Below are 25,995 nucleotides of genomic sequence, written 5' to 3' on the forward strand. Positions count from 1 at the left end.
CCCCGTGTTCTGACCACCCGGCCCGCCCGGGTGCGCCGGCCGCCGACTGCGGGCAGGCTTGAGCCATGGTCCGCAGCAGGTCGGTCGACGACGGCGAGGAGCTGCTCGACAGACTCGGGACGATGACCGCGCGGGCCCGCGAGCTGGCGGCGGTCCAGCGCTCCCGCGTCGAACTCGCCGTGGAGCTCCAGCGGGGCATGCTGCCGGGCGACCTGCCGCAGCCGCCCGGCATCCAGGTCGCCGTCGGATACACCCCGGCCACCCACGGGCTGAACGTCGGCGGCGACTGGTACGACGCCTTCATCCTCCCCGACGGCACCCTCGGCATGTCCATCGGCGACGTGCAGGGCCACAACATCGAGGCCGCCGCCTTCATGGGCCAGGTCCGGGTGGCGCTGCGGGCGCTGGCCTCGGTCACCGCCGACCCCGGCGAGCTGCTGAGCCGGACCAACGACCTGCTCGTCTCCCTCGCCGCCGACCTCTTCGCCACCTGCACCTTCATGCGCCTCGATCCCCGCACCGGAGTCCTCGACTGCGCCCGGGCCGGCCACATCCCGCACATCTGGGCCACCGCCGACGGCCGCTCCGGCGTCGACGACCGGGAGGGCGGACCGCCGCTCGGCGTGCTGCGGGGCGCGGCCTTCCCCGTCGCCCGGCACCGGCTCACCGAGGGCGGGGTCTTCGTGCTCCTCACCGACGGCGTGGTGGAGGGGCCGTCGCTGAGCCTCGACGACGGGCTCGGCCAGGTCACCCGGCTCGCCGAGATCGCCGTCGTCGCGGGCATGGGCGTCGACGCCCTCGCCCGGGCCGTCATGAAGCTGGCGGACTCGGTGGGACACGAGGACGACGCGGCCGTCCTCGTCGTCGGCCACGACGGCGGCAGCCGCTGGCGGCGGCCCGCGGACCCCTGATCGGACGCGCCGCCGGTGGCCGGAGAGCCCGCGCCGGTGTCTGATGGCTCTGTGGTGGACTGCCGATGGTTACGACGGCCCGCGGGGACCGTTCTCACGACGCTGCTCGTCGCCGCCGCCTACTACCTGTCGGGGCGGCTCGGCCTGCTGGGCCGGCTCGACATCGAGGGTGTCGTGGTCACCCCCGTCTGGCCGCCCACCGGCGTCGCCGTCGCCGCCCTGCTCGTGTTCGGCCTGCGGGTGTGGCCCGGCGTCGCGCTCGGCTCCCTGCTGGTCATCGCCTCCCTCACCACGCCCCAGGCCACCACGCTGGTCAACGTCGCCGGGAACACCGCCGCGCCGCTCTGCGCCGTCCTGCTGCTGCGCCGGATCGGCTTCCGGCCCGACGTGTCCCGGCTGCGCGACGGGATGGCCCTGGTCTTCGGCGGGCTGTGCGCCATGGTCATCAGTTCCACGGCGGGCGTCGGCGTGCAGGTGCTGACCGGAAAGCTGGACACGGGCGACTTCTGGACGGTGTGGCTGGCCTGGTGGGTCGGCGACACGATGGGCGTGCTGCTGGTCACCCCGCTGATCCTGCTGTTCCTCGCCCCGAAGGGGCGCTTCGGGCTCCACCGGTGGAAGGAGGCGCTGTGCCTGGTGGTGACCGCCCTGGTGCTCGTCCCGCTGGCCGCGCTCAGCCCGATCAGCCTGCTCTTCCTCGTCTTCCCGCTGCTGGTCTGGGCCGCCCTGCGGTTCGAGCTGATCGGCAGCATGTCGTGCGCGCTGTTCGCGTCCGTGCTGGCCACCTTCGAGGCGAACACCGGAGGCGGCGCGTTCGTCCGGCAGTCCGGCCTGGAGGTCATGGCGAAGCTCGGCGCGTTCAACGGCGCCGTCGCGCTCACCGCGCTGCTGCTGTCCTCCCTGGTGACCGAACAGCGCGCCACGCGTCGCTCGATCCAGCGAGCCTGTGACGAGCTCGCCGAGGTCCTCGACCACCTCACGGCGGGGGAGAACCTGCCGAACGCCGCCGGTCAGCGGGCCACGGACGACGGACCGCGACCACCCGGCCGGGCGCCCGCCCCGCCGCCGCAGTGAGCCCGGGACGCCCCGCGTGGTGCACAATGCGGCGATGGACGCCGCCAAGATGGAACTCGCCCTTCAGAGGTACCAGGACGCTGTCGCCGCGCTGGACGCGGCCCGCACGGATCTGGAGGCCGAGGCCGCCGCCGCCCTGCGCGCCGAGGACGCCACCCCCGAGGACTGGACCGAGGTGTCGCGGCTGACCGGCTGGGACCAGCAGCAGCTGCGCCGCCTGGTCACCGCGGCGGACACGCTCGACCTGCGGTAGCCGCCCCGGGCGCGGGCCGGGCTTTCCCCACTCTTGACCCTGATGGTCCAGACCAATAGTTTCTCGTGCAGGCAAGTCCACCGCTCGTACGGCACGTGCACCACGCCTCACAGGAATGAGCTCCGTCATGCGCCTGCGCCCGCCTTCTCCCGTGCGCCGAAGACTTCTGTCCCGGGCGGCTGTCGCCGTCACCTCGCTCTCCCTGCTCGGCGCGATCGCGCCGGCCGCGGTCGCCCACGACGGCCACCACGGCTCCCACCACGACAGCGCGCGCCGCGTCGGCTACTTCACCCAATGGGGCGTCTACGGCCGGGACTTCCAGGTCCAGGACCTGGAGCGCAGCGGCGCCGCCGCCCGGCTCACCCACATCAACTACGCGTTCGGCAACATCGGCACCGACGGGAAGTGCCTGATGGGCAACGTCCCCGGTGAATCCGACCCGTGGGCCGACTACCAGCGCCCGCTCGACGCCGAGAACTCGGTGGACGGCGTCGCCGACACCGACACCCAGGCCCTCGCCGGCAACTTCAACCAGCTCCGGGAGCTGAAGGCCGCGCACCCCGGCCTCAAGGTCATGATCTCGCTGGGCGGCTGGTCCTGGTCGACGAACTTCTCCGACTCGGTCCGCACCCCCGCCGCCCGCAAGGCGCTCGTCGCCTCCTGCGTCGACCTCTACCTCAAGGGCAACCTGCCGCAGGACGGCGCCCGGGGCGGCGCCGGCGCCGCGGCCGGCGTCTTCGACGGCGTCGACCTGGACTGGGAGTGGCCCGGCTCCGAGGGCGACACCGACACCGTGTACCGCCCGGAGGACAAGCGGAACTTCACCGCGCTCGTCGCCGAGTTCCGCCACCAGCTCGACGCCTACGGCCGCACCCGGCACAAGAACTACGAGCTGTCCGCGTTCGTCCCGACCGCACCCGCCAAGATCGACGCCGGGTTCGAGGTCCGCAAGATCATGAAGGACTTCGACTTCGTCAACCTCCAGGGCTACGACTTCCACGTCAGCGGCGAGAAGACGACGGCCCAGCAGTCCGCCCTGTACGCCCGCGACGACTTCAGCGTCGACGGCACGGTCGACGCCTGGCTGCGGCGCGGCGCCCCGGCCCGCAAGCTCGTCGTCGGCATGCCGTTCTACGGGCAGGGCTGGACCGGTGTCACCGGCGGCGGCGACGGCCTGGGGCAGCCCGCCACGGCACCCGCCCCGGCGAAGTGGGCCAACGGCTACGCCGACTACAAGGAGCTGAAGGCGCTGGCGGACTCGGGCACGTACCGCCTGCACCGCGACGCGCGCGACGGCCACGCCTGGCTGTTCGACGGCACGACCCTGTGGACGTACGACGACCCGCGGGTGCTCACCCAGAAGTCCCGCTACGTGAAGGCCGAGGGACTCGGCGGCGCCATGTTCTGGTCCCTGGACGGCGACACCCCCGACGGGGAACTCGTGCGGACCGTGGACCGCGTCCTCGGGCACTGAACCACGCACGCGGGGCGGCCCCGGTCGGGCCGCCCCGCGGTGCCGGGTCAGCGCGTCGGCTGCTGGCCCAGCACCGTGTGCAGCAGCGAGTCCGGGGCCATCGACTGGGCCCGGCGCACCTGATCCTCGTACGCCGCACTGCCCAGCAGCGCCCGGGTCCTGGCCCGGGTCAGCGCGCACATCGGAAGCACCTCGGGCGTGCCGCGGCGCAGCAGGCCGACGGCGCTCCAGAACCGGTCGCTCGCCGCGATCGCGACCACCGCCCGGTCCGGGTCCTGCTGCGCGCACCAGCTCGTGGCGAGCAGATCGAGCCCCATGGCGATGCCGAACTGGTCGCCGATGCGCTGCTTCGCGTCCAGCATGTCGCGGGCGTGACCGGCCGCGGCCCGGTGCCGCTCCTCGATCAGGGCGATCAGGGCGAGCTGGTAGTCCAGGTAGGAACGCGTCCAGTACTCCCGCAGCTCCACGCAGACCCCGCGCTGCTCCTGCGCCTCCCGCCGCGCCTGTTCGAGGCGGCCGGCGCCGGTGAGCGCGAAGACCCGCACCAGACCGCACAGCAGCAGCCCGAACGTGAGCTTCGGCCGCGGCGCGTCCGACCCGGGGGCCGTGGGCGGACCGGTCGCGTCCCGGGGGGCCGGGACCCCCGCCCGCAGCGCCTCGTCGGCACGGCTCAGCGCCGCGACCGGCTCGCCGTCGAGCAGCGAGGCCAGCCCCTCCAGATAGGCGGCCTGCCGCACGCCCTCCGTGTCCCCGGCGGCGAAGGCCTCGGCCAGGCTCGCCTGCGCGTGCGTGCGGCCCGTCGTGTGATCGCTCTGGAGGATCCGGGCCAGCCCCAGCGTCCACAGGGCGCGCACCCGCCGCGGGTCGTCGCGCGGCGCCACTTCGAGCGCGAGCTGCGCGTAGTAGGCCACCTCGTGCAGATGGCCCGAACAGACCCAGAAGAACGCCGTGTTGCCGATGAGTTCCAGCGCGGCGGGGTCCTCCGCGTCGATCAGGTGACGGGTCGCGAGGCACACGTCGTGGTACAGGTCGCGCATCCGGGCGTACCAGTGCTGCTGTTCGGCGGTCAGCCAGCCGTCGTTCGCGCGCCGGCTGGTCGCCAGCATCGCGGCGGCGTGCCGCGCGGCGACGGCCGCCCCCTCGCCCAGCTCGTCCAGCCACATGCGGCCGTAGTCCCGCACCGAGTCCAGCATCCGGTACCTGCCGTCGTGCAGGACCACCACCGACTTGCGCACCAGACCGGACAGCGCCTCGCGCAGGGTGTCCGCCGTCAGCGGCCCGCCCGGACAGACCAGGGCCGCGAGGTCGGCGTCGAAGGACCCCGGGAACACCGCGAGCCGCGCCCACAGCAGCCGTTCCGCCGGACGGCACAGCTCGTGGCTCCACCCCACCGCCGTGCGCAGCGCGTCGTGCCGCGACGCGCGCCGCCCCGCCTCCCGCCGCCCCAGCGCCTCGGGCCGCTGCTGCGCCAGCTCCCACGCCTCCTGGAGCGTCCGGTGCCGCAGCAGGCCGGCGGCCAGTTCCAGGGCGAGCGGCACCCCCTCCAGCAGGCTGCTCAGCCGCGTCGCCAGCAGCCGTTCCGTGGTGTCGCGCAAGGGGCGGCCCGCCGCGGTGGCCCGCGCCGCGAAGAGGGCGACGCCCTCCGTCACCGGGTCGAGCGGCCCCAGTTCCAGCACCGCCTCGCCCGCCATCCCCAGCGCCTCCCGGCTGGTGACCAGCACCGTCAGCCGGGAACACACCGTCAGGAGGTCCGCCACGAGGGACCTCGCCGCCGCCACCAGGTGCTCGCAGGAGTCGAGGACCAGCAGCACGCGCCGGTTGCCGATCCAGTCGCACAGCGCCTCGACCAGCGTCCGCGAGGTGTGGTCCGAGAGGTGGAGGGCCTCCGCGACCGACGCGGCGAGCAGCGCGTCGCTGCGCACCGGCCACAGATCGGCCCAGCACACCGCGTCGAAACCGGCCCAGTCGCTCCCGCGCACCCCGCGCAGCGCCAGGCGGGACTTGCCCATGCCGGCCCCGCCGGTCACGGTCACGAGCCCCGGCCCGCGCAGCAGTTCGCGCAGCTCGGCCAGCTCGGCGGTCCGTCCCACACACGGCGTGGTCTCACTCGGCAGGTTGATCAGCACAGCAGGATTCTCCCCACGGGTCACTCGGTATCTGCTCAACTCTTCGAAAGACGGCTGCGGTACGGGGGCACCTGCGTTCCCGGACGGCCGGTTCCGAGCCACGTCCAGGGCCGGATTTCATGCAGCTGCAATGATTTACCCCTCAAATGGCTGTTACACATGGTGGGGTGATCCCCAGAGCGCCGGCCGACCCGAGCACCCACCCGCTGGACAACGCGGTCTGGGCCGCCCTCGCCGGTCCGCACGCCCACCTCGCCGAGCGCGTGGGCCGGGCCGCCCGGTACCCGGCCGACGTCTACGCGTACGCCGCCCTCGCCGACCCCTCGGACCCCGCCGCCTGGACCGACCTGCACACGCTCGTCGGGCCCGGCAACACCGTACGGATCAAGGGGGTCGAGACCGTGCCGGCCGGCTGGGAGGTCGTCGGCGGCGGGCGGGGCGTCCAGCTCGTCGACACCGCGCTGCGCGCCGAACCCGCGCCCCGGGCGGTGCGGCTCGGCCCCGACGACGTACCGGACATGCTCGACCTCGTCGCCCGCACCCGGCCGGGACCCTTCCTGCGGCGCACCGTCGCCCTCGGCACCTACCTCGGCATCCGGCACCGCGGACGGCTCGTCGCCATGGCGGGCGAGCGGCTGCGACCGCCCGGCTGGACGGAGATCAGCGCCGTCTGCACCGATCCGGAACACCGCGGCAGGGGACTGGCCGGCCTGCTGGTCCGCGCCGTCGCCGCCGGCATCCGCGACCGCGGCGACACCCCTCTGCTGCACGCCGCCGCGACCAACACCCAGGCCATCCGGCTGTACGAGGCGATGGGCTTCACCCTGCGCCGCCGGACCCGGATCCTGCTGCTGCGCGCGCCCGGAACACCCCGCGCGACGGAGGCGTTGTGACCCACGACGGGACGCGCACCACGGCATGGGGGACGGAGGCGCGGCACATGCGGACAGCGCACCGGAACCACCCGCGCACCCTGCGCCCGCGCCGCGTCGTCCGTCTGCACACCCGGCCGCACATCGACCTGCGGCGGGTGGCCGGCGCGCTCTGTCGTCCCTGACCCGCTCCCCGGCCCCGCCCGCGCCCTCGCGCCCGCCCGGCCGGTGATCCCTGCTCCGCCGCCCCGCGCGAGGGCTCGGCGTCCTCGTGTCACGGACCTCCAGGAAGGCACCCACCCGTGTCCCCAACACCCGTTTCCCCGCTGCACCTCGCCGTCGCCCTGGACGGCACCGGCTGGCACCCTGCCTCCTGGCGCGAGCCGGTGGCCCGCCCCCGGGACCTGTTCACCGCCGCCCACTGGACCGGCCTGGTCCAGGAGGCCGAGCGCGGCCTGCTCGACTTCGTCACCATCGAGGACGGCCTCGGCCCGCAGTCGTCCCTCTTCCCGGACCCCGACGACCGCACCGACCAGGTCCGCGGCCGCCTCGACGCCGTCCTCATCGCCTCCCGGGTCGCCCCGCTCACCCGGCACATAGGTCTCGTGCCGACGGTGATCGCCACCCACACCGAGCCGTTCCACATCTCCAAGGCCATCGCCACCCTCGACTACGTCAGCAACGGCCGCGCGGGACTGCGCGTCCAGATCTCGCCCCGGTCGAACGAGGCGGACCACTTCGGCCGCCGCACCGTCCCGCGCATCGAGATGCGGGACCTGCCGAACCCCGCCGAGGCGGTGACCGACCTCTTCGACGAGGCCGTCGACCACGTCGAGGTGGTGCGCAGGCTGTGGGACAGCTGGGAGGACGACGCCGAGATCCGGGACGCCGCCACCGGCCGCTTCATCGACCGCGACAAGCTGCACTACATCGACTTCGAGGGCCGCCACTTCAGCGTCAAGGGCCCCTCCATCACCCCCCGCCCGCCCCAGGGCCAGCCGCTGGTCACCGCCCTCGCCCACGACACCGTCCCCTTCCGGCTGGTGGCCCGCGCCACCGACGTCGGCTACATCACCCCGCACGACACCGCGGAGGCCCGCTCGATCGTCGACCGGATCCGCGCCGAGCAGCGGGCGGCCGGCCGCGCCGACGAGCCCCTGCACGTCTTCGGCGACCTCGTGGTCCTCCTCGACGACGAGCCGGGCGCGGCCCGGGCCCGCAGGGAGCGGCTGGACGCCCTCGCGGGCGAGCCCTACACCAGCGACGCGCTGATCTTCGCCGGAACCCCCGCCGAACTCGCCGACCTGCTCCAGGAGTTGGCGGGCGGCGGACTCACCGGATTCCGGCTGCGGCCCGCCGTCGCCGGCCACGACCTCCCCGCGATCACCCGCGGCCTCGTCCCCGAACTCCAGCGCCGCGGCGCGTTCCGCACCGCCTACGAGGCCGACACGCTGCGCGGCCTGCTGGGCCTGAGCCGGCCCGCCAACCGCTACGCCCCGCACGCCGCCACCGCCTGAGCCGGAGGGACCCCGACCATGAACAAGCCACTGAAGCAGATCCACCTGGCCGCGCACTTCCCCGGCGTCAACAACACCACCGTGTGGAGCGACCCGAGGTCCGGCAGCCACATCGAGTTCAGCTCCTTCGCCCACTTCGCCCGGACCGCCGAACGCGCCAAGTTCGACTTCCTGTTCCTCGCCGAAGGGCTCAGGCTCAGGGAACAGGGCGGGCAGATATACGACCTGGACGTCGTCGGCCGCCCCGACACCTTCACCGTCCTCGCCGCGCTCGCCGCCGTCACCGAACACCTCGGCCTCACCGGCACCATCAACTCCACGTTCAACGAGCCCTACGAGGTGGCCCGCCAGTTCGCCAGCCTTGACCACCTCTCCGGGGGCCGCTCCGCCTGGAACGTCGTCACCTCCTGGGACGCCTTCACCGGCGAGAACTTCCGGCGCGGCGGCTTCCTGCCGCAGGAGGAGCGCTACTCCCGCGCCAAGGAGTTCCTGGCCACCACGCACGAACTCCTCGACTCCTGGCACGGCGACGAGATCCTGGCCGACCAGGAGACCGGCGCCTTCCTGCGGGACGCGAAGGCCGGCTCCTTCGTCCACACCGGACAGCACTTCGACATCCACGGCCGGTTCAACGTCCCGCGCTCCCCGCAGGGCCGCCCCGTCATCTTCCAGGCGGGCGACTCCGAGGAGGGCCGCGAGTTCGCCGCGTCCGAAGCCGACGCCATCTTCAGCCGGTACGCCACCCTGGAGGAGGGCCGGGCCTTCTACACGGACGTCAAGGACCGCCTCCCCAAATTCGGGCGCCGCGCCGACCAGCTGCTGATCCTCCCGGCCGCCACCTTCACCCTCGCCGACACCGACGCCGAGGCCGAGGAACTGGCCAGGGAGGTGCGCCGCCAGCAGGTCAGCGGCGCCACCGCCCTCAAGCACCTGGAGTTCGTCTGGAACCGGGACCTGTCCTCCTACGACCCGGACGGACCGCTGCCCGAGATCGACCCGGACGTCGGCGACCAGCACATCTCCAAGGGCCGGGCCCAGGTGCGCATGTACCGCGACCCGCTGGCCACGGCCCGCGAGTGGCGCGAACGGGCCGCCGCCCACAACTGGTCCATCCGCGACCTCGTCATCGAGACCGGCAACCGGCAGAACTTCATCGGCTCGGCGGCGACGATCGCGCGCACGATCAACGAGTTCGTGCAGGCCGACGCCAGCGACGGCTTCATCCTCGTCCCGCACATCACCCCCACCGGCCTCGACGACTTCGCCGACCAGGTGGTCCCGCTCCTCCAGGAACGGGGCGTCTTCCGCACCGAGTACGAGGGCCCGACCCTGCGCCACCACCTCGGCCTCGCCCACCCCGACGAGGCACCGCCCGCCGCCGCACCGGCCCCCGAGGAGTCCGCCCGTGTCTGACATCCCCCTCGGCGTGCTCGACCTCGTACCGATCGTGTCCGGGTCGACCGCCGCCGACGCGCTGCGCAACTCCGTCGACCTGGCCCAGCACGCCGAACGCCTCGGGTACGCCCGGTACTGGTTCGCCGAGCACCACCTCAACCCCGGCGTCGCGGGCACCTCCCCGGCCGTCGTCCTCGCGCTCACCGCGTCGCGGACCTCCACGATCCGGCTCGGCTCCGGCGCCGTGCAGCTCGGCCACCGCACCGCGCTGAGCACGGTCGAGGAGTTCGGCCTGCTCGACGCCCTGCACCCCGGCCGCCTCGATCTGGGCCTCGGCCGCTCGGGCGGCCGTCCGCCGGCCCGCCCGGCCGAACCGCCGGCGACCGCGACGCCCGTGGTCGACGGCCGGGCCCCGAACGGCCTCCTGATCCCGCCCGCGTTCTCCTTCGAACGGCTCCTCGGCTCACCGCGCATCGCGTTGCAGCGCAAGCTGCTCCTGCTCCCCGGCGCCCAGTCGCAGGACTACGCCGAGCAGCTCGACGACGTGCTCGCCCTGCTGGCCGGCACCTACCGCTCGGCCGACGGCGTCGAGGCCCACGTGGTGCCGGGGGAGGGCGCGGAGGTCGACGTGTGGATCCTGGGCAGCAGCGGCGGCCAGAGCGCCGAGGCGGCGGGCGCGCGGGGCCTGCGGTTCGCCGCGAACTACCACGTCAGCCCCGGCACCGTGCTGGAGGCCGTGGACGGCTACCGGGCCCACTTCAAGCCGTCCGACGTCCTCGACGCGCCGTACGTCAGCGTCTCGGCGGACGTCGTCGTGGCCGAGGACGACGACACCGCCCGCGAACTCGCCCACGGCTACGAGGCCTGGGTCCGCAGCATCCGCACCGCCGAGGGCGCCATCCCCTACCCGACGCCGGACGAGGCGCGGGCCCTCGACTGGACCGACGAGGACCGCGACCTCGTCAGGGACCGCGCCGACACCCGGTTCGTCGGCTCGCCGGGGCGGGTGGCCGACCACCTCGCGCAGCTCCAGGAGGCCACCGGCGCCGACGAACTGCTCATCACGACGATCACCCACGACCACGCCGCCCGGGTGCGGTCGTACGAGCTGCTGGCGCGGGAGTGGCGCCGCAGGTGAGCGGCGGGCCCGCACCCCTTCTCACGTGGTGAGACGAGCGGACGAGCTGGACGCGGACCTCTTGACGGGGCTGGATCACGGGAAGAGACTCCTGTACGGGAATCCTAGTGAATCGGTAGGGAATCATGGGTCGAGCCGTGCCGGACCTCGGTGGTGACGCCGTCCGCGTCGCCGTCCGGCAGCTGCCCCTGCTGACGTCCCGCCGGTACATCGACCTCGCGCGTGTATGCAGTGCGGCAAGGACGCCGCGCCCCGGAGGTCCTGCTCCCGCGCACGCCTGACCCGCACGGACCACCTGCCGTGCCCGGCCCCGCCGTCGCCGTCGTATGCCTGTGACCCAGCACTCTGAGGGAGACGTATGCCCGCCTCATCGTCCTCGACCGCCGCGCCCGTCTTCCGCAGCAGGATCGGCTGCGACGCGCGCAGCGGCTACTACGCCGTCCCGCGCCGCTACCGGCTCCACCTCTCGCTGTCCTGTCCGGACAGCATGCGGATCGCCGTCACCCACAGCCTCCTCGCCCTCGACGACACCCTCCCCGTGACCCTGCTGTCCGCCGTGCCGGACACCCCCGACGGCGGACACCTCGCGCTGCGCCCGCTCTACGAGGCGAGCGCGCACCAGCACCGCGGCCCGACGCTGGCGCCGGTGCTCAGCGACAGCTGGACCGGCACGATCGTCAGCACGCACACCCCCGGCATCCTGCGCGACCTCGCCCGGCAGTTCGGCGACCACGGGCCCGACCTCGACCCGCGGGGCGCCGAGGAGGCGATCGAGGCGCTCGGCAGGCTCTGCGACGAGGACATCACCGACGCCGCCCAGTGCGCCGGCGAGCCCGGCACCGACCCGGTGGCACGTGCCACCGCCCTGACCACCCTCCACGACGCCCTGGACCACCTGGAGGCCCGGCTCGACGGCCGGACCCACCTGCTCGGCGACGACCTCACCCTCGCCGACGTCCACCTCTGGACCACCCTCGTGCGGCTGGACACCGTGCACCGCCACCACCTGGACGCCGCCGCCGTGCACCGCATCACCGACCACCCCCGACTCTGGGCCCACGCCCGCCGGCTGACGGCCCACCCCGCCTTCGGCCGCCACCTCGACCTGGACGGGATCGCCCGCAGGCACCACGCCCACTGCCGGGGCGAGGAGGCCGCCGGAGCGGCCGTGCAGATCGTGGACTGGGCCGCGTACGTACAGGCCTGAGCGCGCGAGGGGCCTCCCCGGAACCCCGGCGAAGCCCCCGCACGCCCCGCACGTCGCACACCGTGCTCGTCCGCCGAGCCGGTCGACCCGCCGGGCTCAGCCGTGGGTACCGGTCCGCGGGCGGTCCGCGCCGCCCTGGAACGCGGCCGCCGCGAGCGCGGCGAACGAGCGGATCAGCGGGTTGCCGTCACCCGCGGTCCAGGCCACCACCGCGCGGCTCGGCTCCATGTCGACGAGCGGCACCACGATCAGCCCCGCGCCCGGGTCGTGGGCGAGGAGCGTCACGCCGACCGTCCCGTTCCACAGGACGGCCTGACGGCACTCCTGCACCGCACGCACCACCGGTCCCTCGCGGGTGGCCCCGCCGTTCCAGTACGCCTGCCAGAGCGGATCGGTGCCCTCGGGGAAGGTGAACCAGCTGCGGTCGGCCAGGTCGGCCAGGCGCAGCGCGGGCCGCCCGGCCAGCGGATCGTCGGCGCGCAGCAGCGCCCCGACGGCGTCGGTGCGCAGGGTGCGGACGGTCAGGCCGGTCCCGTCGAACGGGGCGCGGGTGAGGGCGACGTCCACGTGCCCGGCGTGCAGTCCGCAGGTGGGGTCGGCCAGGCCGGTCTCGCGGATGCGGACCTCGACGTCCGGATGCCGCCGCCGGTAGGCGCCGGCCAGCCGCCGCACGTCCGGGTCGGCGCTGTCGCCCAGGAGGCCGACGGTCAGCGACGCCGCGCCGCTCGCCGCCGCCACCCGCGCGCGGGCCCGCTCGGCCTGGCCGAGCAGTGTGCGCGCCTCCTGGAGCAGGACCGTGCCGGCCGGGGTGAGGAAGACCCCGGCGGGCGAGCGGTGGAACAGGACGGCGCCGAGGTCCGCCTCCAGCTGCCGGATCGCCCGGCTCAGCGGCGGCTGGCTCATGTGCAGCCGCGCGGCGGCCCGCCCGAAGTGCAACTCCTCGGCGACCGCCACGAAATAGCGCAGCGTCCGTAGCTCCATGCTGCGACGATACCCAGCCGGTATCGGCGGTGCGGAACGCGTCCTGGACAGGGCGGTGCGCGGGGCCGTCCCATCGAGGCGTGCGGCACACCGCCGCCGCGCCACGAAAGGAACCCCGTGCACCTCGCGTACTGGCTCGTCGCCGGCCTGCTGGCCCTCTTCTACGTCTACGGGGGCGGGGTGAAGCTCGTCCGTGGCCGCGACGAACTCCGGCCCATGATGGCCTGGGTGGACAGCATGCCGATGGCGGCCGTCAGGGGCATCGGGCTGATCGAGGTGCTCGGCGCGGCCGGTCTCCTCCTGCCGCCGCTGACCGGCGTCGCGCCCTGGCTGGCGCTCGCCGCCGCCGTCGGCTTCGTGGTCCTCCAGGTCGCGGCGACCGGCGTCCACCTGCGGATGGGCGACCGCATGATCGCCCTCAACCTCGCGCTGATCGGCGTCGCGGGCGTCACGGTGTGGCTGGCGACCGGCTGGCTCTGAGCACGTGACCGCGCTGGCGGTCCGGCGTTCTTCTGCGGTGGACGTCGCGGCGGCCGGCCGGGTCTCACCCGGTGGGACTCGGCACGGGCCGCTCCCGTCCCCGGTCCATCGCACGCCATTCGGGGCGCAGCCCCGCCAGGTTCGTGGTGAGGAAGTACGCGCACGCGCAGGCCAGCAGCACGGGCGTGAGCCCGAGGGCGGTGACGGCCGCCCCGGCGAGCAGGCCGCCGAGCGGGATCCCGGCCCAGGACAGCGAGTCGCCGAGCGCGTTGACCCGGCCGAGCAGGGGGCGCGGCACCCGTTCGAACAGGACGGCTCCCAGCACCGGGTTGATGAAACCGGCCCCGAACCCGCTGACCGCGAAGACGGCCAGGACGACGCCCAACGGCGCGCCGAGGGCGAGGACCAGGAAGCGCGGCGCCCCGGCGAGCAGGAAGCCGGCGAAGAACACGGTGCGGCGCGGCAGCCGGTGCGCGACCCCGGCCGCGATGAGGCTCCCGGCGACCGCCGCCGCCCCCATCGCGCTGCCGACCAGGCCGATCGCCGCGGGTCCGCGCCCGGACGCGTCGGCCCAGACGGGGACGAGCACCGTGGACATCGCCGCGTCCAGGAGGTTGGTGACGCCCAGCGTGACGACGACGGCGAGCAGCAGCGGCTCGCGGCGCAGGAAGGTGAAGCCCTCGCCGAAACGCTGCCAATAGCCCGCGGGCGCCGCGTTCGTGGGGGTCGCGTCGTCCCCGGGCGCCGCGTCCCCTGGGGGGTCGGCGGATGTGGCCGGGCGTCCCGTGCCGCGCGGCAGCGCCAGGCCGATGACCACGGAACCGAGGGCGAAGCACCCCGCGTTGACGACGAGTCCCGTCAGCGGTCCGAGCAGCGCCACGAGCGAGCCGCCGGCCGCGGGGCCGACCGTGGAGGCGAGCCGTTCGATCACACCGGACAGTCCGGTGGCCCGCTCCAGCGGCACCCCGCCCCGCTCGGCCGCCTCCGGCACCATGACCTCCTTGGCCAGGTCGCCGGGGCCGCGGGCCGCGCCGATCACCGCGACCAGGGCCAGCAGCAGCGGGAACGACAGCAGGTGCAGGGCGTGGCAGACCGGCACGGCCGCGGCGGCGACCGCGCTCACCAGGTCCGTCGTCCAGGAGACGGGGCGCGGCCCGACCCGGTCCACCAGCGGTCCCGTGAAGGCCTTGACCAGGACATACGGCGCCATCTGGACGAAGGCGACCAGTCCGGTCCGGGTGGCGCTGCCGGTGGTGACGAGGACGAACCAGGGCAGGGCGACCGCCGAGATCCGGGTACCGGTCAGTGACACGGCCATGGCCACGAGCACCCCGCTCAACGGCCGTAAGGACCGCTCGGGACGGTCCGGGGTACGCCGTCGTCCGTCCGGGGTCCGCGCGCGTCCGTCCGGGATCCGCGCGCGCCCGTCCGGGGCCCGCCCGGGTCGCTCCCCGGTCCGCTCGGCTCCGCCCGGCGACCGCCCGTCGCCCATGCCGTCGCCGCTCATGACTCCTCGGACCCCGACGCGGGCCCGGGGCCGGGTGCGTCGGGTTCCGGGAGCAGATAGGTGATGAGGCCCACCCGCTCGGCGCCCTCGGGGGCGGACGCCGCCGCCTCGGGGGTGTCGCGCCGGTACCGGGCGAGGACATCCGTCAACTCCCCGTACAGCGCGGTGGTCTCCTCCGGTGTGAGCCGCAGGGCCCAGTCGCTCATGTCGAAGGTGTCCCGCCAGGCGCGGGGCATCGTGTGCAGGGAGTTGAGCGTCTGCTGGGTGCGCAGGGTGTGGAGGGCGGCGACCGACCGCTGGTAGGCGAGCGCCGCCTCGGGCTCGCGCGCGGCCAGGTCCCGGTCGTTGAACCAGATCGTGCGGTGCACCGAACGCCACCAGCGCTCCCGCCCGTTCCCGCGGCCGGTGTCCTCCTCGACGAAGCCCGCCGCACCGAGCCGGCGCAGGTGATAGCTGGCCGTCCCCGAATTCACGCCCAGCCGCTCCGCGAGGCGGGTGGCCGTCGACGGGCCGTGCTTGCGCAGCAGTCCCACCAACTGCACGCGCACCGGGTGCGCGAGGGCGCGCAGTCCCTCGGCGTCCAGAACGACGGAATGCCCGTCGGCCCCGCCGGGGCGGTCCGCACTGTCCTCCGCGTCAGTCATGGGGGACACCCTAGACCGCAAAGACTTCTTCGCAAAGGTCTGTTTGCGAAGAAGTCTTTGCGGTCTGGGGTCCGTCAACTCGCGTGCTGGAGGCGGGCCCCGCTGTGCTTCCAGAAGCCGGAGAAGGTGATGCGGCTCTTCGGCAGGCCCGCCCGGTGCAGATGGCGGCGGCCCTCGGTGGCGAGCGTCGACTCGCCGACGACGAACGCGTAGCCCGTCCCGGGCACCTTCTCGTGGCGCCGCAACTCCGCCAGCGCGGCCGCGCCGGGCACGGCGGTGGCGTCGTCGCGGACCACCCAGGTCACCGATACGCCGTCCGGCGCGTCGAGTTCACGCCGGTCGCCGTGGGCCGGGATCTCCTGGATGACGCGGCCCACGGTGCCGCGGGGGAGCGAGCGCAGGACGCCGCCCATGGCCGGTAGGCCGCTCTCGTCGGCCACCACCAGCACCTCGGAGGCGTCGTCGGGGCAGTCGAACAGCAGGCCCTGGTCCAGCACGGCGACCGGGTCGCCCGGGCCGGCGGCGCAGGCCCAGATCGCCGCCGCGCCCTCGGGCTCCCCGGCCGGACCGCAGTGCACCACGAAGTCGATGTCCAGCTCCGCCGTCCGGGGGCGGAAGTCCGCCACCGTGTAGTTCGCGCAGTGCGGGCGCACCTCCTCCGGGAGGGCGAGGTACGGCTCCCACCACTTGGTGCCCGACAGGTCCGGCAGGGCGAACGCGTCCTGGTGCGGCAGCGGGAAGAAGAGCCGGAACCAGTGGTCGTAGCCGCGCCACGGAAACGCGGCGAAGGCGCCGCCGGACACCGTCACGCGCTGGATCGACGGGGAGAAACGCACACTGCGCACCACTTCACCGCGGAAGAGGCCGGGGTGCTTCGGGACAAGCCTGGGATTCTTCGGCACGTAGTTAGCTTAGCCTAAGTTAACTATCCGTCTCCCGGGGTTCGCCCGCCGGGGGTTCGGCGAGCACGTCGCGGACCGTGTCGCGCAGCCAGCGCTGCGCCGGGTCGTCGTCGAGCCGCGGGTGCCAGGTCATGTGGTAGCGCAACGGGCCGATCTCCGGCGGCGCGGGCAGGACGCGCAGCGCCGGGTCCGCCGCGTGCTCGGCGGCGATGCGCCGGGGGAGCGTGGCGATCAGCGATGTGCCCGCCACCGCGCGCGCCGCCACGGAGTGGTACGGCACCGACAGGCCGGCCCGGCGCGGCCGGTGGAGCCGGTCGAGCGGGTCGTCGATGGCGCTCTGGCGGCCACCGGCGGTGGCCACGACCACGTGCGCCGCGTCGAGATAGGCGTCCAGGGACGGCCGCGGGCCGTCGGCCAGCGGATGGTCGCGCGCCACGACGCACAGGAACGGGTCGTCGAAGAGGTGCTCGGTGCGCAGCCCCGACGAGGCCTTGCCCGCCGCGTGGAAGAGCAGGTCCACCCGGCCGTGGTCGATGTCCTCGACGATGCCGTCGTGCCATCTGCCGACGTCCAGGGTCGAGCGTGGCGAGCGCCCGAACACCCGCCGGACCAGGGCCGGGACGAAGACCGAGGCGTAGTCGGTCCCCGCGATCCGGAACGCCTCGGCCGCCTCGGCGGGCACGAACGTCTCCGGCGCGAACAGCGTCTCCAGCCGGGGCACGACCGCGCCGAGCCGGCGCTGGATCCGCTCGGCGCGCGGCGTGAGGCGGTACCCGCCCGGGGCGCGGACCAGCAGCTCGTCGCCGAAGGTGTCCCGCAGGCGCTGCAACGCGCGGCTCATCGCGGGCTGGCTCATCCCGGCCAGCTCGGCCGCGCGCGAGACGTGCCGCTCCGTCAGGAGTGCGGTCAGCGGGCCGAGCAGGTTGAGGTCGACCCGTTCCATATGCACCATGCGCATAGCCTAGATATCAATGATTCATTAGACAAATAGTCGCGGGCGGCGGAGGGTGGAGACACCGACAGCACAGGGCGAGGAGAAGAAGATGACGGACGCGGAGCGCGACGGACGCAGGGTCGCCGTGGTGACGGGCGGGTCGGGCGGCATCGGCGGCGCGGTCGCCCGCCGGCTCGCCGCCGCGGGGTCCGCGGTCGTCGTCCACTACGCGGGGTCCGGGGCGCGGGCCGCCGAGGTCGTCGAGGCGATCACCGCGGCGGGCGGCACGGCGTACGCGGCGCCGGGCGACGTCGCGGAACCGGAGGAGATGGCGCGGCTCTTCGACACCGCGGAGGAGCGGTTCGGCGGGGTGGACGTCGTGGTGAACACCGCCGGCATCATGCACCTGGCGCCGGTGACCGAGATGGACCTCGACACCTTCGACCGGATGCACCGGGTCAACGTCCGCGGCACGTTCGTCGTCTCCCAGCTCGCCGCCCGGCGGCTGCGCCCCGGAGGCGCGCTGATCAACTTCTCGACCTCCGTCACCCGTATGCAGCAGCCGACCTACGGCGCCTACGCGGCGACCAAGGGCGCGGTGGAGGCGATGACCCTGATCCTCGCCCGCGAGCTGCGCGGCCGGGACGTCACCGTCAACACCGTCGCGCCCGGGCCGACCGCGACCCCGCTCTTCCTGGAGGGCAAGAGCCCCGAGCTGATCGAGCGGATCGCGTCGGCCGCCCCGCTCGGGCGGCTCGGCACACCGGAGGACATCGCGGGCGCGGTCGCCTTCCTGGCCGGCCCCGACGGCCGCTGGACCAACGGCCAGGTGCTCTTCGCCAACGGCGGCGCCGCCTGACCCCGGCGCGTCGCCCGAACGGCCCGGGCAGACGATGCGGCGCCGAACGAACGCCCAGGGCCGAACGGATGCCTATGGCCGAACGGATGCCTATGGCCGAACGGACGCCTACGGCCGAACGGACGCCTACGGCTGAAGGGGCGCCCAGGGCCAAACGGACGCCCAGGGCCAAACGGACGCCCAGGACCGAACGGACGCCCACGACCGAACGGGCGCCCAGGACCGAACGGGTGACCCGGAGCGCGTGACGCGGGCCGGTCAGCCGGTCGTGCGGCGGATCCGGCGGCCGCTGATCCGGCGCGGCGTGAGCAGCAGCCACTGGTCGCGCTCGCCCCCGGCCCACGGCTCGGAGTGCGCCTGGTCGTCGAGCGCGGTGGCGGTGTCCGCGTCGGTGACCCGGCAGGCGACGCCGACGACGAGCACGCTCCAGCCCTCGCTGAGCGCGTCGTCCACCTGGTCCACCTCGAAGGCGATCTCCTGGCCCGCCGCACCGGAGAGCGACGAGCCCGGCCGCGTACGGAAGGCGACGGAACCGTCGGACGTGATCGTGTAGTTGACCGGGAGCACCACCGGACCGTGCGGCAGCTGGACGGCGACCCGGCCCACGCCGTGCGACGACAGCAGCGCGCGGCACTCCTGCTCCGACAGCTCCAGGAACGCGGGGGAGTGCGCCGCGGGTGCGGTACCGGGCGGACGGGTGGCCGCGCCGCCGAGCAGGGTGTCGACCTCCGTCTCCAGGGCCGCGGCCAGGCGCAGGCAGAAGCCGGATGAGGGGTGGGCGGCCTGCTCCTCCACGTACCGGACGTACGCCTCCGACGCGCCGGTCCGGTCCGCCAGGTCCTGCGCGGTGAGACCGAGTTCCTGGCGGCGGGCCGCGACCCGGCGTCCGAAGTCGCTGTGCTGGACGGCTGTGGCCTGCGTGGGCTCCGGCGCCTCGGGCATCGTCGTCTCCCTCTGTCGATCGCGTCCCTCGGATCGTCCGGCAGCCACCACCCCCTCGCAACCCCGGCCCCCGGTCGGCCCGGACGGCAACTCCCCTGCGTCACCCGCTCGCGCGGTACAGGCCGGAGGCGAGGGCGAGCGCGGTGTGGGTGGCCGGATGTGTGTCGTGCACGCGCCAGATGAGGTGGACGGGGACCGGGTCGGCGTCGCGCAGCGGCCGGTACGTGATGCCGTCGCGCCGGTACTGGGCGGCCGTGGCCTGCGGGGTGACGCCGACGCGGCGTCCGGTGGCGATGGCGGCCAGCCAGTCGTCGATGTCCTGCGTGTACTCGACCTCGGGGCGCCGGTCCCGGGGCCACAGGTCGAGGGTCGTGGTGCCGGTGCGGCGGTCGATGGCCAGGGTGCGGGAGGGGATGTCGGCCAGGCGGATGCCGCGCCGCCGCGCCCACGGATCGTCGGAGGCCAGCGCCACCCAGCGGGTCTCGTGGCCGATCAACGCGTGGGCCCACGGCGTCAGATCGAGCGGCGCGCGGATGACGGCGAGGTCGCACAGCCCCTCGGCCAGACCGCCGGTGGGCGTGTTGTGGCGGATCAGGCGCAGCTCCGTCCCGGGGTGCTGCGCGTGCCAGCGCCGCTGGAACTCCGTGGTGTGGCGGCCGAAGGCCGACCAGGCGTGGCCGATGTGCAGCCGGGAGCGGCCGGTGGCGGCCTCGTGGACGAGTTCGCCGGCCCCGGCGAGCAGCACGCGGGCGCGCGCGAGCGCCTGCACACCGGCCGGTGTCGGGGTGACGACGCGGCTGGTGCGGTGCAGCAGCCGCACGCCGAGCAGCCGCTCCAGCGCGGCCAGGGTGCGGGAGACCGCGGCCTGGGAGACGCCGAGTTCGTGCGCGGCGTCCGTGAAACTCCCGGTGTCCATGATGGCGACCAGGCAGCGCAGGTGCCTCAACTCCAGCGCCCGCGCCGCCCCTCCGTCCCGATGGCTGTCCATGCGTCCAGCGTATAGACGGTCCCCCGGATGCATTTTGCGCAGGGTCCGGGCGGTCCCATCGTGGGCGCATGGAGACCGAAACAGCCGCGGCGCCGGGCGTCGCGACGCCCGGCGGCCGGGGGAGCGGCGTGGCCCTGATGCTGGCCAGCGGCCTGGCCAACCAGACCGGGGCGGCCGTCGCCGCACTGGCGTTCCCGGCGATCGGCCCGGCCGGTGTCGTCGCGGTGCGGCAGTGGGTGGCCGCCGTCCTCCTCGGGGCCGTCGCCCGGCCGCGCCCGGGCCGGTTCACCGCCGCCCAGTGGCGCCCCGTCCTCGCCCTCGCCGTGGTCTTCGCGGGGATGAACCTGTCCCTCTACACGGCGATCGACCGGATCGGGCTCGGCCTCGCCGTCACCCTGGAGTTCCTCGGACCGCTCGCCGTGGCCCTGGCCGGATCGCGGCGGCGGACCGACCTGACGGCGGCCGTGGCGGCGGCCGGCGCGGTGGCCGTGCTCACCCGGCCCACCCCGTCCACCGACTACCCCGGCATCGGCCTGGCCCTGCTCGCCGCCGGCTGCTGGGGCTGCTACATCCTGCTCAACCGGACCATCGGCGCCCGGCTGCCCGGCCTGGAGGGCTCCGCCACGGCGGCCGCGGTCTCCGGCGCGCTCTATCTCCCGGTCGGCGCCTGGGTGTTGTGGCACCACCGGCCGGGCCCGGCCGCGCTCGGCTGCGCGCTGGCGGCCGGGGTGCTGTCGTCGGCCGTGCCGTTCCTCGCCGACCTGCTGGCCCTGCGCCGCGTCCCGGCACGGTTCTTCGGCGTGTTCATGAGCGTCAACCCGGTCTTCGCCGCCCTGGTCGGCCTCGCCGTGCTCGGCCAGCGTCCGGACGCCGCCGCCTGGTGCGCGATCGCCGTCATCGTCGGCGCCAACACCCTGACGGTCGCCACCGCCCGCACCTGACGCCGGTCCCGGCGCCCCGCGTCACCCGGCCACGCACCCCTCGATCACCGCGGCGACCTCCTCGACGGCCGGGGACGCGCGCCGCGCCCGGCGGGCGAGCAGCAGGTCGACCGACGCGGGATCCGTCAGGGGCACGTACGTGACACCGTCGAGACGGAGACTGCGCACCGATCGCGGCACGAGGGCGACCCCGTGCCCGGCGGCGACGAACACGACCAGGGTCGCCGTCTCGCCGACCTCGGTCAGCGAGACGGGACGGAAACCCGCCCGCTCGCACGCCGCCAGCACCACGTCGTACATCGAGGACCGGGACCGCGAGGGGTGGACGACGAACGGCTCGGCGGACAGCGCCTCCAGCGGGATCCGCCGGCGCCCGGCCAGCGGATGGTGCGCGGGCAGCACGGCGACCAGCGGCTCGGACCGCAGGGAGGTGACCCGCAGCTCCTCGTCCGCCACACGGCCGCGCAGGACCGCCAGGTCGTACGCGCCCGAGGACAGCCCCGCCACGAGATGCGGGGTGAGCAGCTCGCCGCGCAGGTCCAGGGTGATCCCGGGGAGCCGCGCGCGCACGGTCCGGGCCACCCGCGGCAGCACGTCGTACGTCGCCGTGCCGATGAAGCCGACGGAGACCCGCCCGGCGCGCCCGGTGGCCAGCTCCTCCATGCGGGCGCGCGCCCGCGCCTCCTCCGCGACGAGCGCGCGGGCGTACTCCGTGAGCTGACGGCCCGCCTCGGTCGGCTCGACCCGGCGCGTCGAGCGGTGGAAGAGCGTGACACCCAGCTCTCGCTCCAGCGCCTTGATCTGCTGCGAGAGGGCGGGCTGCGCCACATGCAGCCGGGCCGCCGCCCGCCCGAAATGGCACTCGTCGGCGAGGGCGAGGAAGGACCGGAGCAGACGGAGTTCCATGGCCCCAGGCTACCCACACCCATCACGACGGCTTATCAATCCATGCGAATCAGGTCTTGGACGTGATGAACGCGCGCTCCTAGCGTGAGGGAAGTGACCTCCAGTTATCTGTACGCAGCAGCGCGCACGCCGTTCGGACGGTTCTCCGGGGCCCTCGCCGACGTCCGGCCCGACGACCTCGCGGCCCACGCCGTCACCGCCACCCTGGCGAAGACCCCCGCACTCGACCCGGCCGACATCGGCGACGTCGTGTGGGGCAACGCCAACGGCGCGGGCGAGGACAACCGCAACGTCGGCAGGATGGCCGTCCTGCTCGCCGGACTGCCCACCTCGGTGCCCGCCACGACCGTCAACCGCCTGTGCGGCTCCTCCCTGGACGCCGCGCTCATCGCCTCCCGCACCATCGAGACCGGCGACGCGGACATCGTGCTCACCGGCGGCGTCGAGTCGATGACCCGGGCCCCCTGGGTCCTGCCCAAGCCCTCGCGCGCCTTCCCGGCCGGTGACACGGCCGCCGTGTCGACGACGCTCGGCTGGCGCCTGGTCAACGCCCGGATGCCCGAGGAGTGGACGGTCTCGCTGGGAGAGGCCAACGAACAGCTCGCGGACCGCTTCGCCGTCGGCCGCGAACGCCAGGACGCCTTCGCCGCCCGCTCCCACCGGCTCGCCCACGCGGCGTGGGACGAGGGGTTCTACGACGACCTGGTCGTCCCCGTCGCCGTGGACGCCCGGGGCGCCACGCTCGACCGGGACGAGGGCATCCGCCCCGGCTCCACCGCGGGCGAACTGGCCGGGCTCGCCCCCGTGTTCCGGCCCGACGGTGTCATCACGGCGGGCAACGCGTCCCCGCTCAGCGACGGCGCCTCGGCCGTCCTGCTCGGTTCGCGGGCGGCTGCCGCGCGCATCGGCGCCGACCCGCTCGCCCGCGTCGCCGGACGCGGCGTGTCCGCCCTCGACCCGCACCTCTTCGGCTACGCGCCGGTGGAGGCGGCGAACCGGGCGCTGAAGGCCGCCGGGATCTCCTGGCGGGACGTGGGGGCCGTCGAGCTGAACGAGGCGTTCGCCGTGCAGGCCCTCGCCTGCGTGGACGCCTGGGGCGTCGACCCGGACCTCGTGAACACCAAGGGCGGCGCGATCGCGCTCGGCCACCCCCTCGGCGCGTCCGGCGGCCGCCTCCTGGGCACCCTGGTCCACCGGCTGCGCGCCTCCGGCGCCCGCTGGGGGGTCGCCGCCCTGTGCATCGGCGTCGGCCAGGCGCTCGCCGTCGTGCTGGAGAACGTCACGGAGGCCGGCCGATGACCGCGCGGGTGTGCGCCGACGCGGACGAGGCGGTCGCCGGGATCGAGGACGGATCCACCGTGCTCGTCGGCGGCTTCGGCATGGCGGGCATGCCGGTCGAGCTGATCGACGCGCTCATCCGCCAGGGCGCGTCCGGCCTCACCGTCGTCTCCAACAACGCGGGCAACGGCGACACCGGCCTCGCCGCGCTCCTCGCCGAGGGGCGGGTGCGCAAGGTGATCTGCTCCTTCCCGCGCCAGGTGGACTCGTGGGTGTTCGACGGCCTCTACCGCGCCGGCCGTATCGAACTGGAGGTCGTCCCGCAGGGCAGCCTCGCCGAGCGGATGCGGGCGGCCGGGGCGGGCATCGGCGCCTTCTTCTGCCCCACCGGCGTCGGCACCCCGCTCGCCGAGGGGAAGGAGACCCGCGAGATCGACGGCCGCACCTACGTCCTCGAATACCCGATCAAGGGCGACGTCGCCCTGATCGGCGCCCACCGCGCCGACGGCATGGGCAACCTGGTCTACCGCAAGACCGCCCGCAACTTCGGTCCGGTCATGGCGACCGCGGCGACCACCGTGGTCGCGCAGGTCCGCGAGATCGTCGAGACGGGCGCGCTCGACCCGGAGGCCGTCGTGACCCCGGGCATCTATGTGGACCGCGTGGTCCGGGAGGCGGGGCGGCGATGACCTTCGACGAAGCGGTGACGGACCGGCAGGAACCGCTGGGCAGGCACGACATCGCCGCGCTGATCGCCCGCGACATCCCCGCGGGCGCCTACGTCAACCTCGGCATCGGCCTGCCGACCCTGGTGGCCGACCACCTGGCCGCCGACTCCGGCGTGGTCCTGCACACCGAGAACGGCATGCTCAACATGGGACCGGCGGCGCGGGACGGCGCGGCGGACCCCGATCTGACGAACGCGGGCAAGGTGCCCGTCACGGAACTGCCCGGAGCCGCGTACTTCCACCACGCCGACTCCTTCGCCATGATGCGCGGCGGCCACCTGGACATCTGTGTCCTGGGCGCCTTCCAGGTCTCGGCGGCGGGCGACCTGGCCAACTGGCACACGGGCGCCCCCGACGCGATCCCCGCCGTGGGCGGGGCCATGGACCTGGCGATCGGCGCCAAGCGGGTCTTCGTGACGATGACCCTCTTCGCCAAGGACGGTGCCCCCAAGCTGGTCCCCGAGTGCGGTTACCCGCTCACCGGCCTCGGCTGCGTCGACCGCGTCTACACCGACCGCGCGGTGTTCGACCTCTCGCCCCGGGGCGTCCACGTCACGCGGACCTTCGGCATCACGCCCGACGAGCTCACGGCCCGTCTGGAGGTGCCGCTGACCTTCGCGCGGGGGTGCTGACCGCGGGGTGCGTTCCGGCCAACTTCCGCCGTCCTGCGCCGTGGTTGGCCGGATGGGGCACAGCCCGTCCACCGGATTGCCAAAGTATTAGGATAGGTTAACCTAAGTTGGCCTTGGTCGGGCGGACGCGTGTCCCTCCGGGCCGACGCCCCACCTCCGTATCCCATGTGAAGGACGCCCCATGCCTGTTGTGCGCCGCTCCATAGCGCGACGCCTGTTCGCCGTCTCCGCCGCCACCTCCCTCGTGCTGCTGGCGGGCGCGTGCGGCAACGACGACCAGCAGGACGACGCCGCGGGCAAATCGAGCGGCGGCGGCGCCTTCCCCGTCTCCCTCAAGAGCGCCCTGGGCACCGCGACCATCGAGAGCGCGCCCAAGCGGGTCGTCACCCTGGGCCAGGGCTCGGCGGAGACGGCCATCGCGCTCGGCCACACCCCGGTGGGCATCGAGGAGTACGCCTGGGGCAGCGACAAGTCCGGCTACCTGCCGTGGATCCACGAGGCCGTCAAGAAGAACGGCGACGACCTGCCCAAGCAGTTCAAGGGCGGCGAGCAGCTCGACATCGAGGCCATCACCGAGCTGCGCCCCGACGTCATCCTCGCCCCGTGGTCCGGGATCACCGCCAAGCAGTACGACCTGCTGAAGGACATCGCCCCCACGGTCGCCTACCCGGACAAGGCCTGGAGCACCGACTGGGACCAGCAGATCGACATCGTCTCCAAGGCGCTCGGCGAGCCCGACCAGGCCGACAAGCTGATCGGCGACATCAAGAAGAAGCTCTCGGCCGCCGCCAAGACCCGCCCCGACTACGCCAAGTACCAGTTCTCGTACATCTACAACACGGGACCGGGCACGCTCGGCGTCTTCTCGCCGACCGAGCAGCGCGTGGAGATGGTCAAGTCCCTCGGCCTCAAGGTCGATCCGGTCGTCAAGACGTTCAAGGAGACCGAGGGCACGGACTCCTCCCTCATCGGCCTGGAGAACGCGGACAAGCTCAACAAGAGCGACCTGCTGTTCACCTTCTACAGCGACGACAAGAACCGCCGCGAGATCGAGAAGCAGCCCCTGTACGCGGCGATGCCCGCCGTGAAGAAGGGCGCCCTCGTGCACAGCGCGGACAACTCGTTCGTCACGGCCTCCTCGATGCTGAACCCGCTGACGGTGCCGTGGAGCATCGAGCGGTACCTGCCGCTCATCGACAAGGCCGTCGAGAAGGCGGGCAAGTAGCGTTCCGTGGCTGACGTCGACCAGGTCGAGCAGACCGACCGCCCGCGGACCGGCACGGGGCCGCGGGCGACGGGCCGCCGC

26 protein-coding genes are annotated in these 25,995 nt (G+C 74.1%); 17 read left to right on the forward strand and 9 right to left on the reverse strand.

Going from position 1 to position 25,995, the window contains the following annotated elements; genetic code table 11:
• Window positions 1-65 precede the first annotated feature (65 nt).
• The 4 genes from ACIP5K_RS16765 to ACIP5K_RS16780 all read left to right on the forward strand — a co-directional run bounded on the left by ACIP5K_RS16765 (window position 66) and on the right by ACIP5K_RS16780 (window position 3,712).
• On the forward strand, window positions 66-911 hold the full coding sequence (locus ACIP5K_RS16765; protein WP_401410060.1) for a PP2C family protein-serine/threonine phosphatase: 846 nt from the start codon (window positions 66-68) through the stop codon (window positions 909-911).
• 36 nt (window positions 912-947) lie between these two features.
• Complete coding sequence (locus tag ACIP5K_RS16770; RefSeq protein WP_401410062.1) at window positions 948-1,985, forward strand: MASE1 domain-containing protein; 1,038 nt, start codon at window positions 948-950, stop codon at window positions 1,983-1,985.
• A gap of 34 nt (window positions 1,986-2,019) precedes the next feature.
• On the forward strand, window positions 2,020-2,238 hold the full coding sequence (locus ACIP5K_RS16775; protein ID WP_401410064.1) for a hypothetical protein: 219 nt from the start codon (window positions 2,020-2,022) through the stop codon (window positions 2,236-2,238).
• Window positions 2,239-2,389: 151 nt separating this feature from the next.
• Complete coding sequence (locus ACIP5K_RS16780; protein WP_401410065.1) at window positions 2,390-3,712, forward strand: glycoside hydrolase family 18 protein; 1,323 nt, start codon at window positions 2,390-2,392, stop codon at window positions 3,710-3,712.
• A gap of 47 nt (window positions 3,713-3,759) precedes the next feature.
• Here the strand turns inward: ACIP5K_RS16780 and ACIP5K_RS16785 are convergent, their stop codons facing one another.
• Window positions 3,760-5,838 carry an ATP-binding protein gene (locus ACIP5K_RS16785; RefSeq protein WP_401410067.1) on the reverse strand — a complete coding sequence of 693 codons (2,079 nt, stop codon included), beginning with the start codon at window positions 5,836-5,838 and terminating at the stop codon, window positions 3,760-3,762.
• A gap of 146 nt (window positions 5,839-5,984) precedes the next feature.
• Here ACIP5K_RS16785 and ACIP5K_RS16790 point away from each other — a divergent pair, with 146 nt between their 5' ends.
• From ACIP5K_RS16790 to ACIP5K_RS16815, 6 genes are all read left to right on the forward strand, one after another.
• Entirely contained in the window at window positions 5,985-6,731 is a 747-nt protein-coding gene (locus ACIP5K_RS16790; protein ID WP_401410069.1) for a GNAT family N-acetyltransferase, read from the forward strand.
• A gap of 47 nt (window positions 6,732-6,778) precedes the next feature.
• A complete protein-coding gene (locus tag ACIP5K_RS16795) occupies window positions 6,779-6,895 on the forward strand; it encodes a putative leader peptide (protein ID WP_401410071.1) in 117 nt (38 codons plus the stop codon).
• 117 nt (window positions 6,896-7,012) lie between these two features.
• The gene (locus tag ACIP5K_RS16800; protein ID WP_401410072.1) at window positions 7,013-8,227 is read left to right on the forward strand and encodes an LLM class flavin-dependent oxidoreductase; all 1,215 of its coding nucleotides are present in this window, start codon (window positions 7,013-7,015) and stop codon (window positions 8,225-8,227) included.
• Between the two features lie 18 nt (window positions 8,228-8,245).
• Window positions 8,246-9,640: an NtaA/DmoA family FMN-dependent monooxygenase gene (locus tag ACIP5K_RS16805; RefSeq protein WP_401410073.1), complete on the forward strand. Its 1,395-nt coding sequence runs from the start codon at window positions 8,246-8,248 to the stop codon at window positions 9,638-9,640.
• Window positions 9,633-10,760, forward strand: a complete 1,128-nt coding sequence (locus ACIP5K_RS16810) for an LLM class flavin-dependent oxidoreductase (protein WP_401410075.1) — start codon at window positions 9,633-9,635, stop codon at window positions 10,758-10,760. Before ACIP5K_RS16805 ends, ACIP5K_RS16810 begins: the two co-directional genes overlap by 8 nt.
• 358 nt (window positions 10,761-11,118) lie before the next feature.
• Entirely contained in the window at window positions 11,119-11,967 is an 849-nt protein-coding gene (locus ACIP5K_RS16815) for a glutathione S-transferase C-terminal domain-containing protein (protein ID WP_401410077.1), read from the forward strand.
• 96 nt (window positions 11,968-12,063) lie between these two features.
• Here the strand turns inward: ACIP5K_RS16815 and ACIP5K_RS16820 are convergent, their stop codons facing one another.
• Window positions 12,064-12,948 (reverse strand): LysR family transcriptional regulator, encoded by an 885-nt coding sequence (locus tag ACIP5K_RS16820; protein WP_401410079.1) that lies wholly within the window; start codon window positions 12,946-12,948, stop codon window positions 12,064-12,066.
• Window positions 12,949-13,065: 117 nt separating this feature from the next.
• Here ACIP5K_RS16820 and ACIP5K_RS16825 point away from each other — a divergent pair, with 117 nt between their 5' ends.
• Window positions 13,066-13,428, forward strand: coding sequence for a DoxX family protein (locus ACIP5K_RS16825; RefSeq protein ID WP_401410081.1), 363 nt, complete (start codon window positions 13,066-13,068; stop codon window positions 13,426-13,428).
• 64 nt (window positions 13,429-13,492) lie between these two features.
• Here ACIP5K_RS16825 and ACIP5K_RS16830 read toward each other — a convergent pair whose 3' ends face one another.
• The 4 genes from ACIP5K_RS16830 to ACIP5K_RS16845 form a co-directional block, all read right to left on the reverse strand.
• A complete protein-coding gene (locus ACIP5K_RS16830; RefSeq protein WP_401410083.1) occupies window positions 13,493-14,746 on the reverse strand; it encodes an MFS transporter in 1,254 nt (417 codons plus the stop codon).
• Window positions 14,747-14,931: 185 nt separating this feature from the next.
• Window positions 14,932-15,579: an ArsR/SmtB family transcription factor gene (locus tag ACIP5K_RS16835; RefSeq protein WP_401410085.1), complete on the reverse strand. Its 648-nt coding sequence runs from the start codon at window positions 15,577-15,579 to the stop codon at window positions 14,932-14,934.
• Window positions 15,580-15,653: 74 nt separating this feature from the next.
• On the reverse strand, window positions 15,654-16,481 hold the full coding sequence (locus ACIP5K_RS16840) for a siderophore-interacting protein (RefSeq protein ID WP_401410086.1): 828 nt from the start codon (window positions 16,479-16,481) through the stop codon (window positions 15,654-15,656).
• A gap of 19 nt (window positions 16,482-16,500) precedes the next feature.
• Window positions 16,501-17,433, reverse strand: a complete 933-nt coding sequence (locus ACIP5K_RS16845; RefSeq protein WP_401410088.1) for a LysR family transcriptional regulator — start codon at window positions 17,431-17,433, stop codon at window positions 16,501-16,503.
• Window positions 17,434-17,524: 91 nt separating this feature from the next.
• On the opposite strand from ACIP5K_RS16845, the gene ACIP5K_RS16850 reads away from it, so the two are divergent.
• Window positions 17,525-18,274: an SDR family oxidoreductase gene (locus ACIP5K_RS16850; protein ID WP_401410090.1), complete on the forward strand. Its 750-nt coding sequence runs from the start codon at window positions 17,525-17,527 to the stop codon at window positions 18,272-18,274.
• A 258-nt stretch (window positions 18,275-18,532) separates the two neighbouring features.
• Here the strand turns inward: ACIP5K_RS16850 and ACIP5K_RS16855 are convergent, their stop codons facing one another.
• Together ACIP5K_RS16855 and ACIP5K_RS16860 are read right to left on the reverse strand one after the other, a co-directional pair.
• A complete protein-coding gene (locus tag ACIP5K_RS16855) occupies window positions 18,533-19,216 on the reverse strand; it encodes a helix-turn-helix domain-containing protein (RefSeq protein WP_401410092.1) in 684 nt (227 codons plus the stop codon).
• Between the two features lie 100 nt (window positions 19,217-19,316).
• Entirely contained in the window at window positions 19,317-20,204 is an 888-nt protein-coding gene (locus ACIP5K_RS16860; protein WP_401410094.1) for a LysR family transcriptional regulator, read from the reverse strand.
• Between the two features lie 68 nt (window positions 20,205-20,272).
• Here ACIP5K_RS16860 and ACIP5K_RS16865 point away from each other — a divergent pair, with 68 nt between their 5' ends.
• The gene (locus ACIP5K_RS16865) at window positions 20,273-21,145 is read left to right on the forward strand and encodes an EamA family transporter (protein ID WP_401410096.1); all 873 of its coding nucleotides are present in this window, start codon (window positions 20,273-20,275) and stop codon (window positions 21,143-21,145) included.
• Between the two features lie 21 nt (window positions 21,146-21,166).
• Here ACIP5K_RS16865 and ACIP5K_RS16870 read toward each other — a convergent pair whose 3' ends face one another.
• Window positions 21,167-22,051, reverse strand: coding sequence for a LysR substrate-binding domain-containing protein (locus ACIP5K_RS16870; RefSeq protein WP_401410098.1), 885 nt, complete (start codon window positions 22,049-22,051; stop codon window positions 21,167-21,169).
• Window positions 22,052-22,144: 93 nt separating this feature from the next.
• On the opposite strand from ACIP5K_RS16870, the gene ACIP5K_RS16875 reads away from it, so the two are divergent.
• The 4 genes from ACIP5K_RS16875 (at window position 22,145) to ACIP5K_RS16890 (ending at window position 25,914) form a co-directional block, all read left to right on the forward strand.
• Window positions 22,145-23,350: a thiolase family protein gene (locus ACIP5K_RS16875; protein WP_401410100.1), complete on the forward strand. Its 1,206-nt coding sequence runs from the start codon at window positions 22,145-22,147 to the stop codon at window positions 23,348-23,350.
• The gene (locus ACIP5K_RS16880; RefSeq protein ID WP_401410102.1) at window positions 23,347-24,018 is read left to right on the forward strand and encodes a 3-oxoacid CoA-transferase subunit A; all 672 of its coding nucleotides are present in this window, start codon (window positions 23,347-23,349) and stop codon (window positions 24,016-24,018) included. The genes ACIP5K_RS16875 and ACIP5K_RS16880 overlap by 4 nt, the downstream gene beginning before the upstream one ends.
• Window positions 24,015-24,689 (forward strand): 3-oxoacid CoA-transferase subunit B, encoded by a 675-nt coding sequence (locus ACIP5K_RS16885; protein ID WP_401410103.1) that lies wholly within the window; start codon window positions 24,015-24,017, stop codon window positions 24,687-24,689. Before ACIP5K_RS16880 ends, ACIP5K_RS16885 begins: the two co-directional genes overlap by 4 nt.
• A 181-nt stretch (window positions 24,690-24,870) precedes the next feature.
• On the forward strand, window positions 24,871-25,914 hold the full coding sequence (locus ACIP5K_RS16890; RefSeq protein ID WP_401410105.1) for an iron-siderophore ABC transporter substrate-binding protein: 1,044 nt from the start codon (window positions 24,871-24,873) through the stop codon (window positions 25,912-25,914).
• Window positions 25,915-25,995: the final 81 nt, after the last annotated feature.

The organism is Streptomyces sp. NPDC088785, assembly GCF_044750685.1.
Taxonomy (GTDB): domain Bacteria; phylum Actinomycetota; class Actinomycetes; order Streptomycetales; family Streptomycetaceae; genus Streptomyces.